The 13,318-nt window shown below is 63.6% G+C and carries 20 protein-coding genes; 9 read left to right on the top strand and 11 right to left on the bottom strand.

Annotated elements, in window-relative coordinates; genetic code table 11:
- The first annotated feature begins 2 nt into the window (after positions 1-2).
- The 9 genes from J6497_RS13210 to J6497_RS13170 all read left to right on the top strand — a co-directional run bounded on the left by J6497_RS13210 (position 3) and on the right by J6497_RS13170 (position 7,098).
- Positions 3-407, top strand: a complete 405-nt coding sequence (locus tag J6497_RS13210) for an ExbD/TolR family protein (protein WP_028164575.1) — start codon at positions 3-5, stop codon at positions 405-407.
- Entirely contained in the window at positions 407-907 is a 501-nt protein-coding gene (locus J6497_RS13205) for a hypothetical protein (protein ID WP_225704702.1), read from the top strand. The genes J6497_RS13210 and J6497_RS13205 overlap by 1 nt, the downstream gene beginning before the upstream one ends.
- Positions 904-1,653 (top strand): TonB C-terminal domain-containing protein, encoded by a 750-nt coding sequence (locus J6497_RS13200; RefSeq protein WP_376708201.1) that lies wholly within the window; start codon positions 904-906, stop codon positions 1,651-1,653. Before J6497_RS13205 ends, J6497_RS13200 begins: the two co-directional genes overlap by 4 nt.
- Positions 1,654-1,697: 44 nt before the next feature.
- Entirely contained in the window at positions 1,698-3,572 is a 1,875-nt protein-coding gene (locus J6497_RS13195) for a putative porin (RefSeq protein ID WP_225704701.1), read from the top strand.
- 8 nt (positions 3,573-3,580) lie between these two features.
- Entirely contained in the window at positions 3,581-4,174 is a 594-nt protein-coding gene (locus J6497_RS13190) for a hypothetical protein (protein WP_376708200.1), read from the top strand.
- Positions 4,171-5,220 (top strand): peptidylprolyl isomerase, encoded by a 1,050-nt coding sequence (locus tag J6497_RS13185; RefSeq protein ID WP_225704699.1) that lies wholly within the window; start codon positions 4,171-4,173, stop codon positions 5,218-5,220. The genes J6497_RS13190 and J6497_RS13185 overlap by 4 nt, the downstream gene beginning before the upstream one ends.
- Positions 5,221-5,237: 17 nt before the next feature.
- Positions 5,238-5,975, top strand: coding sequence for a hypothetical protein (locus J6497_RS13180; protein WP_225704698.1), 738 nt, complete (start codon positions 5,238-5,240; stop codon positions 5,973-5,975).
- A gap of 79 nt (positions 5,976-6,054) precedes the next feature.
- The gene (locus J6497_RS13175) at positions 6,055-6,591 is read left to right on the top strand and encodes a YbjN domain-containing protein (RefSeq protein ID WP_225704697.1); all 537 of its coding nucleotides are present in this window, start codon (positions 6,055-6,057) and stop codon (positions 6,589-6,591) included.
- A gap of 15 nt (positions 6,592-6,606) precedes the next feature.
- Positions 6,607-7,098: a hypothetical protein gene (locus J6497_RS13170; RefSeq protein WP_225704696.1), complete on the top strand. Its 492-nt coding sequence runs from the start codon at positions 6,607-6,609 to the stop codon at positions 7,096-7,098.
- A 364-nt stretch (positions 7,099-7,462) separates the two neighbouring features.
- Here the strand turns inward: J6497_RS13170 and J6497_RS13165 are convergent, their stop codons facing one another.
- The 11 genes from J6497_RS13165 to J6497_RS13110 form a co-directional block, all read right to left on the bottom strand.
- On the bottom strand, positions 7,463-8,668 hold the full coding sequence (locus tag J6497_RS13165; RefSeq protein WP_225704695.1) for a site-specific integrase: 1,206 nt from the start codon (positions 8,666-8,668) through the stop codon (positions 7,463-7,465).
- Entirely contained in the window at positions 8,631-8,924 is a 294-nt protein-coding gene (locus tag J6497_RS13160; protein WP_225704694.1) for a helix-turn-helix transcriptional regulator, read from the bottom strand. Before J6497_RS13160 ends, J6497_RS13165 begins: the two co-directional genes overlap by 38 nt.
- The gene (locus J6497_RS13155; RefSeq protein WP_225704693.1) at positions 8,921-9,115 is read right to left on the bottom strand and encodes a hypothetical protein; all 195 of its coding nucleotides are present in this window, start codon (positions 9,113-9,115) and stop codon (positions 8,921-8,923) included. The genes J6497_RS13160 and J6497_RS13155 overlap by 4 nt, the downstream gene beginning before the upstream one ends.
- Before the next feature lie 202 nt (positions 9,116-9,317).
- Complete coding sequence (locus J6497_RS13145) at positions 9,318-9,746, bottom strand: hypothetical protein (protein WP_225704692.1); 429 nt, start codon at positions 9,744-9,746, stop codon at positions 9,318-9,320.
- A 197-nt stretch (positions 9,747-9,943) separates the two neighbouring features.
- Entirely contained in the window at positions 9,944-10,228 is a 285-nt protein-coding gene (locus J6497_RS13140) for a hypothetical protein (RefSeq protein ID WP_225704691.1), read from the bottom strand.
- Between the two features lie 2 nt (positions 10,229-10,230).
- Complete coding sequence (locus J6497_RS13135) at positions 10,231-10,452, bottom strand: hypothetical protein (RefSeq protein WP_225704690.1); 222 nt, start codon at positions 10,450-10,452, stop codon at positions 10,231-10,233.
- Positions 10,449-10,880, bottom strand: a complete 432-nt coding sequence (locus tag J6497_RS13130) for a hypothetical protein (RefSeq protein WP_225704689.1) — start codon at positions 10,878-10,880, stop codon at positions 10,449-10,451. The genes J6497_RS13135 and J6497_RS13130 overlap by 4 nt, the downstream gene beginning before the upstream one ends.
- 3 nt (positions 10,881-10,883) lie before the next feature.
- Positions 10,884-11,498 (bottom strand): hypothetical protein, encoded by a 615-nt coding sequence (locus J6497_RS13125; protein WP_225704688.1) that lies wholly within the window; start codon positions 11,496-11,498, stop codon positions 10,884-10,886.
- A gap of 205 nt (positions 11,499-11,703) precedes the next feature.
- Complete coding sequence (locus J6497_RS13120) at positions 11,704-12,489, bottom strand: recombination protein NinB (RefSeq protein ID WP_225704687.1); 786 nt, start codon at positions 12,487-12,489, stop codon at positions 11,704-11,706.
- Positions 12,486-12,680, bottom strand: coding sequence for a hypothetical protein (locus J6497_RS13115; RefSeq protein ID WP_225704686.1), 195 nt, complete (start codon positions 12,678-12,680; stop codon positions 12,486-12,488). Before J6497_RS13115 ends, J6497_RS13120 begins: the two co-directional genes overlap by 4 nt.
- Positions 12,677-13,318 (bottom strand): lambda exonuclease family protein, encoded by a 642-nt coding sequence (locus tag J6497_RS13110; RefSeq protein ID WP_225704685.1) that lies wholly within the window; start codon positions 13,316-13,318, stop codon positions 12,677-12,679. The genes J6497_RS13115 and J6497_RS13110 overlap by 4 nt, the downstream gene beginning before the upstream one ends.

The following is a 13,318-nucleotide window of genomic DNA, read 5'->3' as shown; positions in this document are numbered from 1 at the left end:
CGATGCAGATCCAGAGCGACTCCAAGCCGTACGACGACATCAACATCACCCCGATGCTGGACCTCGCCTATGTGCTGTTGGTGATCTTCATCATCATGACCACGGCGACGGTGCAGGGCCAGAAGGTCAACCTGCCGAAGGCCTCGGCGGCGCCGTCGCTGGCGACGCAGACCACCAAGGCGATCACGGTCGCCAACGACGGCAAGATCTTCCTCGACACCATCCCCGTGACCTTGCCCGAGCTGGAGCAGCGGTTGGTGCAGCAGAAGGCGCTGACGCCGGAGTTCCCCGTGGTGCTGCGCGGCGACGCCCAGGCCCAGTACCAAAGCGTGATGGACGTGCTCGACCTGCTCGGCCGCATCGGCCTCAACCAGGTCGGGCTCGCCACCAAGCCGCTCGTGAAATGATGCGATCGTCGATCCCGCTGCCAACGCCGTTCCCTCACACGCCCGTTCGGCGCAAACGCGCCTATGAGCGTGCGCTCGATACGCTGCTGCGGGCGCTGGTCCGGCTGCGGCTGGTCGGGCCGGCTCCCGATAACCCTGCTTCCGATACGGTGAAGGGAGGGGATTGCGTGAGGTCTGTCGTTCTGCCGTTTCCCATCCGGGGCGAAGCGCTTCTGGTCAAGCTGGCGAGTGAACTGCGCGGCCGCGTCACGGCAGGTGAGCTGGAGGATGATCCGTTCCTGGCGACGCTATCGCGCGGCCGCCGGGCGCGCCTGTCGATCGACCGCGACGCCTATGTCGAGTTCAACGCCGAAGACGAGACCTTTCATCTGAAGATAGATGCCATGCCCGTCCTGACGCTGACGCTGGAGACGAAGGAGTTCGCAAGGATTGTCGAATTCGTCTTTCAGTATTTCGCCGAGCGGGATCGCGGTCTGCGGCAGGTCGAGGTCGTGTCGTGAGCAAGCTTCGGGACGATTCGAATCTGCCGGACGACCCGTCGGCGTCGGCGAGCGCGCGTCTGGGCTCCGTGTTCCGTAGCCCCGGGCTGCGCTATGGCGCGGTGCTTGCGGTGATCGCCTTGCTGTTCGGCGGAGCAGGCTACTGGTTGCTCGGCGGGGACGATCTGCCGCCGCCGCGGCAGGTCCGCGAGATCACGATCGTCAACATCACACCACCACCCCCGCCGCCTCCGCCACCTCCGCCGCCCGAGCAGAAGATGATCGAGCAGCCGAAGATGGCCGAACCCGAGTTCAAGGAAGAAAAGCCGATCGAGAAGCCGCAGGACGAGCCGGTCAAGGACGCCAAGAACGAAGAGCCGCCGGGGCCACTGTCGCTTGACGCCAAGGCCACCGGACCCGGCGATCTCTTCAATCTCGGCGGCAAGCCGGGCGGCAATCCTTACGGCGGTGGCGGTGGCGGTGGCAGCCGCTGGGGCTGGTACGCCTCAATGGTGCAGGCGCAGATCGAATCCGCGCTGCGCGCCAACAACAGGACCCGCAGGGCGGTGATGGAAGTGCAAATCCGCCTGTGGGCCGACAGCACCGGCCGCATCAACCGGGTTCAGCTCGTGCCATCGACCGGCGATGCCGAACTCGACGCACTGATACGCAACGACATTCTCGGCGGTCTGACGCTGCGCGAGCCGCCGCCGAAGGATATGCCGATGCCGATGGTGACGCGCGTGACCGCGCGTCGGCCGAGCTGACGCGACACTGTCAAACACAACGGACTAAGAGGACTGGGGACAACATGTTTGAGATCAATCTTGGTGCACGCCGGCGCACGCTGCTGCTCGCTGTCTCGCTGGCGGCGCTGTCCTGCGCGGCGCCGGCACTCGGCCAGCCCGCGGACCAGGCCGGCGCGCCTGAGAAGAAGGTGGAGTCCAAGCGGCCGAAGGTGTCGGATGCCAAGCCGACCTCGCCGAACGCCACGGTCAACCTGCTCAACCTGATGGTGAAGCGCAAGCTGCTGAGCGAGGATGACGCGCAGGCGCTGATCAAGCAGGCCGAGGACGAGGCCTATGTGTCGCGGCAGGCCGCCAAGGACGCCACGGCCAAGGCCGACGACGCCGCGAAGGCGGCGACCGCGGCCGCGGCGGCGGCCAATCCGCCCGGCACCCGGCACGTCACCTACGTGCCGGAGATCGTGAAGCGGCAACTGCGTGACGACATCAAGAAAGAGGTGATGGCGAAGGCCGAGAAGGAGAACTGGGCCTCGCCGGGCAAGTATCCGGAATGGGCGCAGCGCATCCGCTTCTATGGCGACGTCCGCGCCCGCTATGCCGGCAGCTTCTTCCCGACCGGCAACGATCCGGGTCTGATCAATTTCAACGCCATCAACACCGGCTCACCCTACGATACATCGCTCGCTACTAACCCCTTATCTCCCCCGACATACAACACCTATGAGAATCGCAACCAGGTGCGGCTGCGCGCCCGGCTCGGCATGGATGCCGACCTCACCAACGGCTTCGCGGCCGGCCTGCGGATCGCGACCGGCGAGAGCAACTCGCCGGTCTCGACCAACCAGACCCTGGGCGGCAGCGGCTCGAACTTCTCCAAATATTCGATCTGGCTCGATCGCGCCTTCCTGAAGTACCAGCTCCCGAGCCAGGATGTCGTGGCGCAGGTCGGTCGGTTCGACAATCCGTTCTGGTCGCCGACCGATCTGGTCTGGTACCGCGAGCTCGGCTTCGACGGCTTCGCCGTGCAGGCCAAGCAGGAGGTGATTCCGAACATCACGGCGTTCGGCGTGGTTGGTGCGTTCCCGATCTTCAACACCGACTTCAATGCCGGCATCAACAACGCGTCGTGGGAGACTTCGAAATTCCCCAGCCATGACAAGTGGCTGTTCGGCGCCCAGGGCGGATTCGCGATGCGGTTCGATCCGGTCAGCGAGTTCCGCTTCGGCGTCGCCTATTACGATTTCGAGAACGTGCAGGGACAGGCCTCCACGCCTTGCGTTGTCGTCCAAAGTTCGGACGGCTGCAGCTCGGACCTGTCGCGGCCGTTGTTTGCCCAGAAGGGCAACACCTACTCGGCGTTGCGCAACCTTTACTCGGACATCCATAATAACTTTGGCCAGGACCATCTTTATCAGTATTTCGGGCTGGTGCAGAAATTCCGGCCGGTGGTGGCCAGCGCCTCGCTCGACCTCGGCGAATTCCATCCGTTCCACATCGTGCTCGACGGCGAGTTTGTCTGGAACTCGGCGTTCAATCGCGCGCTGACCGGTCCCGGCACCGGCCTTGGCGAGCTGCCCAACGTCCCCGGTTACGCCCTCAACAACCGCGCCGGCACCGCGGATGGGTCGGTCGGCCCGTTCAACGGCGGCGACATGGGCTGGATGGCCCGCGTCACCGTCGGCAACCGGGAAATCAGGCATTTCGCCGACTGGAACTTCCATGTCGGCTACAAATACCTGGAGTCGGACGCGACGCTCGATGCCTTCGCCGATTCCGATTTCGGGCTCGGCGGCACCAACCTCAAGGGCTACTTCCTCGGCGGCAATGTCGGCCTTAGCGAGAACGTGTGGGCGACGGTGCGCTGGCTGAGCGCCAACAACATCGCCGGCTCGCCCTATGCCGTCGACGTCCTCCTGGTCGACCTCAACGCAAAGTTCTGATCATGACAATGCGCATTCTCACCTTCACCCTGGCGGCCGTCGCGGCGTGGTCGCACCTCGAACCCGCCCGCGCCGATGCCGAGACCGACCGGCTGCGCGACGCCCTGCGCAGCGCCACCCTGCAGACCCGGCAATTGGAGGACCAGCGCACCGCGCTGCAGGCCAAGCTGGCGGACGCCGAGCGGGACAAGGCCGCAGCCAAAGCCCAGGTCGACGCCGCCAAGGCGCAGGTGCGCCAGGTCGAGAAGCAGCATCGCGAGGCCGTCGACGAGTTCAACAAGCGGCTTTCCGAACGCGACGAGACCTTGGAGAAATGGAAGGCCGCCTATGAGGAGGCCGCCACCGTCGCCCGCGACAAGGACGCCGCGCGGGCCAGGTTCGAAGGCGAGGCCAACGCCTACAAGGCCTCGACCAAGGGCTGCGTCGCCAAGAACGACCAGATGCTGAAGGCCGGCCGCGAGCTGCTGAAGCAGTACAAGAGCGTCACGATCGGCGACACCATTGTCGCGCACGAGCCGATGCTGGGGCTGCGCCGGGTCGAAATCCAGAACAAGATCCAGGACACCGGCGACACGCTCCTCGACCAGAAGGCACAACCATGAACCTCGCTCCTCTCCGCGGTACAATCCTGATGCGATCACTCCGCGTGTCGATGATGGCCACGGCGCTCGCCGGCCTGCCGCTGGCCGCATTCGCCCAGACGGCGGCGCCGCCGCGTCCCGCCCACGCCGTTGCCAAGCCGAAGGCCGTGGCCCCGGCACCGACGGCCCCGCAGCAGGCGGCCGCAACGCAGGGCGCAGCCACGGCAAAGTCCGCTGCCAGCGACGACGTGATCGCCCGGGTCGGCACCACCAACATCTCGGCGGACCAGATCCGCGCCTATGTCGCCGCGCTCGGGCCACGCGAACGCGCCGCATTCACCCAGGATCCGAACCTGCTCAGCCAGGCGGTGCGCTTGATGCTCGCCAACCGTCTGGTGCTGCAGGAGGTTGCCGCCAAGAAGTGGGATCAGAAGCCCAACATCGCCGAGCAGCTCGAGCGGGTGCGCGAGAGCGCGGTGGTCGAGCTCTATCTGCAGCAGGTCTCCACCCCGCCGTCCAGCTTCCCGAGCGAGGACGACTTGCAGAAGGTCTATGACGCCAACCGCGCCTCGTTCCTGATGCCGCGGCAATTCGAGCTCGCGCAGATCTTCATTGCGGTGGCCAAGGACGCCGACAGGGCCACCGAGGACAAGGCCAAGAGGACCGTCGAGGAGCTCCAGCGCAAGCTGAAGGCCCCTGGCGCCGACTTCGCCGCGCTCGCCAACGAAACCAGCGAGGCCAAGACCGGCGGCGCGCTCGGCTGGGTGGCGGAAACCCAGATCCGGCCGGAAATCCGCAGCCAGGTGATGGCGCTCGCCAAGAACGCGATCGCCGAGCCGATCAGGCTCGACGACGGCTGGCACATCGTCAAGCTGATCGACACCAAGGCCGCCTACACGAAAACCTTGCCGGAGGTGCGCGAGCCGCTCACCCAGCAGATGCGCAGCGAGCGCGCGGCGGCGCTGCGCCGCGCCTACCTCGCCGAGCTGTTGAAGCAGAACCCGCCCGTCATCAACGAGCTCGCGCTCTCAAGCCTGCTCGGCGGCCCGACGCCGGCGGCGCGGTAGCCCTCGCGATGGCCGCCATGCCGCCCATCGCCGCGCCGGCCCCGGAGCTGATGCTGACCGCCGGCCGGCTCCGGACGCTGCTCGCGATGGGCGGCTATCGCGGCGCCGTGGTTGCGACCTGGCGGCGCCATGTGCTGCCGGCCGGGTGCCGGGTCTCACTGCAGTTCGGCGATCAGCTCGCGCGCGATGGCGACGGCCCGACGCATCTGGTGATCCGGTGCAGCCTTCAGCTCAACGGCGATGACGCGCGCCTCGGCGAGGTGACTTACTGGCAGATCCGCAAGGTGCTGCCGGCCACGGTCGATGGGCATCGCGTCCATTTCGCACTCGACACCGATCTGTTGCTCGGCAGCACGATCCGACTGGACGAGGTTCCGGCGCAGGGCGCGGCGATCGTTCGCCATCTGCGGCTGCTGATATCGGATGCGCGGTCGACGCTGACGCATCTGCCCGTCAACGACCGGCTCGGCGATGACGCGGCTCCGCCGGTGCTGCGGATCGAGGCCCAGTTTGCCGCCGACCTCGCCGCCGGCCGCTCCGGTCTTGTTCTCCCCGCCGGGCCAGCGGGTGCGCCGGTCCGCACCACCACGCGCCACGTCGGCATCGGCATCGCCGCCTGCGATTGCCTGACGGATCTGATTCTGCCCGAGCTGGCGCAGGCGGTGCGCGCCATGATCGCGCAGGCGCGATCGGCCCGCTCGCCGGAGGCCGCGCCATGGCCCTCGCGCGTCCTGCCCGCCAGCGCCGCCTTCTGATGCCGATGACGCAACACAAGCCATCGGCATTCCGCTGCGATTGACGATCCCATCACCCACAAGCCTACGGAGTTTTCCAATGTCCGATGCCACGATCACCAAGCTGACCCTCGAGAGCCTGCGCGATCTGTTTCAACTCGCCGGCTATCGCGTCGAGACCCTGACCGATCCGGTCGCGGGCCTCTCGTATCTGCGCTCCGCGACCAACGGGCTCGCGTTCGACGTCCGCCCCGGCAACCGGATCGGCGGCGAAGAGCAGGGCTTCCTCGATGTCGCCCTGATCGCCGTGCTGCAGGTGCAGGGCGAACTGCCGCTCGAGGTGGTCAACCGCTGGAATGCGACCCGCCGCTTCGCGCGCCTGCAACTCAGCCCGCCGTTCCTCGCGCTGTCGCTCGACGTCTCGGTGGCGGGCGGCGTGACGCAGACCAACCTGCGCGCCCAGATCGAGATCTGGGATCACCTGGTGCAGCAGCTCGTCGGCTATCTGCGCGACGAACTGGCCAGCCTGGCCAGGGCCAAGGCATCGAATGCGCCCGCTGCCGGCGCCGTGTTGCCGACCCCGGCCGCCGAGCGCGACCGCGGCGCCGAGACCGATGCGCCGCACACCGTCCAGTAGCCGCGCCAGATGCGGATGAAGCCCGCGATCCATCCCGGCCGAGGCCGCATCTGTTGGCGACAACGTGCGCGCGGGATCGGCGCGGCGCTCGGCGCGCTTGCCGTCTTGCTCGCGGCTGAGTCAACCTCGGCCAGGGCCGCGCCCGACGTGGACGGCTGGCTGAATGCGGCCCCAGCGCCGGCGGCGTGGCAGGACTTCGCCAAGCGCCTGCAGCTTCGCTTGCAGGAGCGGCTCGCGTCGGACACGACACCGGCGCGCCGCTTCCATGACGCGATCGCAAAGCGTGCACCTGATGCCGGGACGGCGCCTCCGTCGATTGTCGTGCGCGTATGGGCGATGCCCGATGGCAAGGTCCAGCGCATCGAGTTGGAAGGTCTCGACGATGACGCTTCGCATGATCTATCCGCGCTTCTGATCGGGGACGGCGTCGGCAGCACCCCGCTCGACATGCCGCAGCCGCTGCGTATGCGGCTCTCCTTGCGTCCGAAGACACGCGTGGAGGATTGATTGGGCGAGCACAGGCATGGCGGCTGGCGCTGCCGGCCACGTTGACGGCGGCGGGGCGGAGCCGGCCGCGCGCGATACGAGCTGCATTTTTTGCCCGGGAACACTCGCCATACGCGCTTGCCAAGGCCCGGACCGAACAGTAGAAAGACCCGTAGCGAGGCGGCCATCTGCCATCCCGCCCGCTGCCAATTGCTCCGGTCATAGACTTAAACTATTGATGCCGTTGAGCAATTCTTGGGGAATGGTGTAACGGTAGCACATCGGTTTTTGGCCTATCTAATTGATATTCCTAACGTAGTTTTGCAATCAGCCCCATTTTACAACCGCCTATTTCCGGGCCTCTCTGAGGTTTTTGCAAAACCCTCTAACCTGAATCCTTCACAAGCCTCAGTCGGTTTTGACCGTCGGCACCAACCTTCATCTGATCTCGGAACCGCATGTAGTGTTCGACGTTCTGGCGGGACATGCCGATGTCGTTCGCGATCTGGTCAACGTCATAGCCTTGCTCGGCTCGGGCGAGGATGCCGGTACCGCGTAGGCCGTGGATGGTCGGATGGTCCTTTTCCTCGGGGTCGATATCCCAATCGTATTTTTTCACCTGGGCGGCAACCCATTCCTTCCAGCGCTTGCATAGCTGCTTGCCTTCCGGGGTGTCGGCGAGCCAGCGGCCCCAGCGCGCCCGCAACCCGTCGGCGGTGTACTGCGCTCCCTTGGGCGAATAGAGGTACAGGTCATCTCGGAATCGGTCGATCGGTTTGAGCCAGCGCGAATTGGTGTAGGTGACCGGCGTTTCGGCCCATCGATCCAATTCGAGCGCGTCAGTGGTCGACAGCGGGATGTGGAAGGACCGGCGGCGCTTCCGCGTCTTCTTCGGCCGGCACCAGATGCCATTGTGCTCGCGAAATTCCGGCCCCATGCGGATTAGGTCGCTGCCGCGCTGGCATGTCATGATGCCAAGCCGCTCCATCCGGACAAGATCAGGCCACGCGTGCAGCCGCACGTATTCGACAACCCACGCCGGCCAAGGCACATGACCGCGATCGGGAATTTCGAGGTCTTTCACCTTGTCGAACGGATTGAGTTTGGCGAGGTCCAGCGGGATAGCCCAATCCCAGATGGTGCGCCCGACGGAAAGCATCTGGTTCGCCATGACCGGCGTTTCCTTCATCGCGTCGCGCGCGGTCTGCACGGCGAGCGGCGTTAGATCGTTGACGGCTACCAAGCCCCAAGTCTCGCGGTCCTCGAAGCGCCGCATGTGCACTTCGTAATTCGTCCGGGTGCCGTCGCCTAAGCGTTTGAATTCATCGCTGTCCCGATAGCGCTCGATCAGGGCTCCGATTGAGCCGGGTGGGCAGGCCGTCGGCGTTTCCTTCTGCCGGCGTTCCACCTCTTTCCAGAAAGCCACCGGCTTCTTATCGGCGTTGGGAAGCGGCATGCGCTCGCCCTCGCGATCAGTGCCGCGGTGAGGGTTCCAATAGTAATAGGTGTAGACCTTACCGCTCTTTTTGCGGACGGTGACCTTCTCAACACCTTCAGGCAGCGGAACGCCTGTTTCCCGACTTTTTGCCAAAGTTCATTGCCCCTGTGATCGCGGCATCTGTCGTGTCCGCGGCCTGCTTTCCTGATAGCTTACGGTCGACGTCGGCCCAACGCCAGCGCGGCGCTCCGGATGGGAACGCATCGCACGGCGGCGGCAGCCGGCCTTCCTTCACCCATTGGTCCCAAGTGTCAGGCGAGATTAGCAATTCCGCCGCGCCGGTCTCGCGGTTGACATACGCCGGCGTGCGGTCGCCACGTAGCAGATTTTCAGTCTTGCGGAGCGTCACTTCGATTCCCCGTGCTGCTCGGCATATTTCGCGCGCTGTAGGGCGCGGTTGGTGATGCGCGAGCGCTCCTTGTTCAATTCCTGCCATCGAACTTTCGCCGCGTCGGCCTCGGCGATGGCCGCAACTTCCTCTTCCGTGAGGAATTTGCGCCAATCCCATTTGGGCTCTTTCTTCACGTAAAACCCGGTCACGGCTGGCCTGCCTTCCCGCAATATCCGACTGCTACGGAATTGCCGTCCTTACCCTTCTTAAATGCCGGATCGCGATTCCAGCGCCAAGCCATGCATTCCGCGCCGATGCAGCAAGAGGACTCATAGTGGACGCGGTCAGCGGTCGCGACGGGTCCAAGAGTCTGCGGGCACATCTTTGTCGTGGCTTCTTCAACGGTCAGGATCATGGCCTCGCCTTTCGGTAGTCGTTCTCCATCCCGCATGAAGGGACGTCGTCGATCGTTGCTGCCGGCGGTTCGCTTGGCTTTCCGTTCAACGCTCCGTAGATGTCGAGCGCGCAGGCGGTGTAAATGCGCGCGCTCTCGCGGTGCAGATACCATTCATCGTCTGCGGATGATTCCATTTTGGCGGCGGCGTCGAGGTGCAACCGGGCGCTCTTGCGCCAGCGTTCGACTTCGGCGCCGACGGCTTCGAGCCGGCTGCGGAGCGCTGCAAGCTCCTCGTTCTCGCGCGCTGCGGTGCGGAGGCTGTCAACCATCAACGCCATGTCTTCATCGGTGAAATTGAAACCGGGCGAGGCATCGTCCAGCTTCAAATGAAGCGCCATCGTGTCAGCGAGCCGAGTCCTGGCGCAGGGTGATTTCCCGTTCATTTCAGTGCCTCGCAATCAGGCCAAGGATGCCGCCGGCAATCATGCCGATGAAGAGTCCCTTTTGGCCGCCGATTAGATAGGTCAGCCCCAGAAAGATCAGGCAACCGGCGCTCACTCTTTGATCCTCCAAATCATGCAATAGGCGGCGAGCGCGGCGATGAACGCCAGCGCTTCTTCTGGTGTGACGTGATCGATAATCACAGGGTCGCCTCGATGTGATCGGCGATCAGGTCGAACGGCACGCCCTTGTCGTTCATGTGCCAAAGGTCGGTGCAAGCCTTGGCGCTCCCGACAACTTCGTGGAATTGCCGATATCCATCGGCGCTATATCCGTTGTTCGTTATCCGGTGGCCGATGCGCCGCGCCAGAACGCCTAGGCAGCAATATCCGCCGGTCTTTGGATCGTAGAGCCGACCAATGTTCTGGGTAAATTTGCCGCTGCGAAGGTCGGCAACCCATTCCGATTTAAGTTTCGCGTCCATAGTCAGCCTCCTACTTCTGTCGGCTCCACGCCGAACACCTTGAGATAAACCCGAGTCAGTTGGTCATATGACGCGGCTCGATTGCGAAGCTTCTTCCCGCCGTCGTCGTCCTTTGCGATCATGCGTCGAACGTCTTCCGCGCCAAGCTGCTCGCGGTAAACCTTCTCGCTGATGTCGCGAATGGCTTCCTGGGTGAAGAAGGGCCGATTGTTCTTCTCGGTCACGTTCCGACGACTCCTGTGATTGCGGTCGCTGCGGCTTCGAGTTTGGCGACGATGTCGGGATTGATGTCGTCATCCCAACGCGTGGCCTTGATGATCTCCTGGGATTCGGAAAATCTCTTGTAGAGGGCATAGCGCGCCTTCTGCTGCGCGATCTCCTCCTCGGCGGCATCATCCCAAACCCGAACCTCTCCGCGGAAATAGCTTCCCTCGCCCGTCTGGTAGGCGGTCCAATGCTTCGTCATTCCGCCGGGGCTGTGCGGCCGATATTGCTGCGATGATCCGCGCAGAACGAAATTGCCGTTCTTGTAGCTTTTCTCCACAAAGCCTTCGGTGAAGGTGTCGGGGATGTGGCTCCATCGCGATCCAGAGACGCGGATTGCTACGCGTGTTCCCGGCAGGAATGGTGAGTCCTTCGGAGGTGTCCGCATGGATCAATCCTCCTCGCCAAGAACAAGCTTCCAATCGGCATCGCCGAACGTGAGGTAATTCCGGAGCGCTTCGCGGGCGTGCTCCACCTTGATGCCGTGATATTCAGCATCGCAATCCGGATAGAACAGGAAATACAGTTCCGGGGTCTTGGCTGCGTTGATGGTGTGCGGGCCAAGGCCGCCGATCAACTCCGCGGTGCCGCCAATGCAGGCCGCCGTCCCGCATTTATGCGGCATGAACCATTGGGCCATGTTGAACTCGCCTGAGAATTGATGGCTGTACGGCTCAGACCAATCCACCGGCTTAAGGTCGGTCGGTTCAACGTGGCGAATGAGGCCGGACTCGAACGCGTCGAGCGTTTTAATCAGAGCGTCGCGCACTGCCGGTTCGATCCGGAGCACTTCTGCTGATAGATAGTTCGTCATTGTCCGTTCTCCTCGATATCCGGCCGCCATTTGTTGATCGGCCTGGAAGCGTTGTTCTGGCGCGGTCGCTTCTCGAAACCGCGGGACTGGAAGGCCTTCTTTTTGCGCTCCAATCCGAAACTCTTTTTCAACACGCGATCGGCCTTCACCATGCGCGGATTGTCTTCCTTGTGGGTCTTGGCGCTCGAACATGGGACGCGGCACCAAACGCCGCAGTTCTCAAGCGTCGGCTCTCCTCCAAGCCCATCCGGCGTAAGGTGCTCGTACTCGATATTTCCGGGGCGGAGCGGCTTCCCGCAGTTCTCGCACTTCGGGATTCCGTCCGGTTTGCAGCACCGCGCGAACGCGGCCTTGCGGACCGATAGCGGAAACTCTTTCCGCTCTGTGCCGCGCAGTTTCATTTGCCGGCATCCTCATCCGGCAACGGCATCGAGAGCAGTTCGGTCAGCTTCGCGTCGAACTCACCGGGCTTCATCTTGCCCTTGTTGCGGTGCTCCACCGCGCGCCATGCAAGCCTCATCCATGCAAGCTCTCGTGCGCGCGGCGTGCCTCCGACCATTTGAATCGCCTCGGCGTGCCGCGAGTGCAGGGACATGGCCTTGTCCCGCCGATTCATCATGCAGGTTAGGTACGTGTGGCGCCAATCGTCCGAGAGTCCTTCGTCTCCTGGCTCGCGTTCGGGAATAGTGCCAGCGGCCGCGCCCGCTTCTCCCGTCGCGGCCGCTGGTTGATCCGTACGGGCCTCATCGTGGTTGGCAGCCGTTTGCGATTGCTGCCCGTACGAATTTAGTTGTCGCTCGATGTCCGTGAACTTCACGCCCTGTTGAGTGCCGAAAGCGTCTATCAGGTCGAGGAACATGGTCATTTCCGGAGTCGTGAATTGCGAGGTGCGGTATCCGATCTGCACAAAACCATCGCCGTCGATGTTCGGGACGATCTTGGCTCGCCTCATGCTGGCGGTGAGCACGTCTTTCCAGTCTTGGTCGGTTAGCTTCTGGCCGTGCCAGACCACTTGATTCGCGATGTCGGCGAGCCGGCCCCACATGAGGTCATTCTGCTTGAGCGACCGGGCCGGAGCGGCGCGAACTTCGAGACGTGATCCAATGGGCGCGCTCTCCAAGATTTCGCGCGCCTTCTGGCGATCGACGACGGAAAGGATTGTGAGCACTGCCCGTTGACTCATGATGGCTTCACCGTTTCATAAGGATCGAGGTCGAACCGCCGGCAAAGCTCGGCGGAGTATGTCGAGCCAAGGCCGAACGTTTCCATGACGGCAACCCATCGCGGGGAGCCGCGCCACGGGGTTTTATTGCTGCGGGCTCCCTTCACGGCACGCCGCAGCAATTCCTCATCTGGAATGCTGTCGACGCTCATGCTGCGACCTTGAGATACTTCTTGCGGAGAACGCGGGTCTCAATATCAACCTCGTGCTCGAAGTCGCGCACGATGGACTCGGCCTCGGCAATCCTCTTCGCGTCGCGCAAGGTGCGAACGACGAAAAGCTGCATCGCCTCCGGAAAATCCGGGTGGAACGAAACGAAGTCGCACCACACTCGGCCTGGGTTGCAGGCAAAATTCCAATCGATTTGCTTGACGTATTCGCTCGGAACGGTACCGGCTTCGAGATATTCCAAGTGCGTCGCCGCAATCGGACATTTGATCTCGACAAGCCCATCTTCGCCCACGAAACCGTCAGCGCTCGCGCCAGCCATCGGAATTATCGGGTGGTCGACGAAACCGATTTGCCGCACGTCACAACGCCGCTTCAATTCGTACTCGCTGCGGGCGATCGGTTCCTTTTCCTGGCCTTCTTTCATGGCCTGGGACGTGAAGAATGGAGCGGTCTTGCCGGTCAGCCGCTCAAGAACAAGCTCGGCCTTGTAGTTCTTCCGGCTGGCGCCCCATCCGGTTTTGGTCCTGGCGCAAACGTCGACAATGCGCGACGCTGTCACCTTGCCGCGGCGGAGTGCGTGCCACTCCTCGCTCCCTTGTTCGCAAATGTGGATGGTCAT

Source organism: Bradyrhizobium cenepequi (assembly GCF_020329485.1).
In the GTDB taxonomy this organism is placed as follows: domain Bacteria; phylum Pseudomonadota; class Alphaproteobacteria; order Rhizobiales; family Xanthobacteraceae; genus Bradyrhizobium; species Bradyrhizobium cenepequi.
This window is presented reverse-complemented; position numbering and strand designations above follow the sequence as displayed.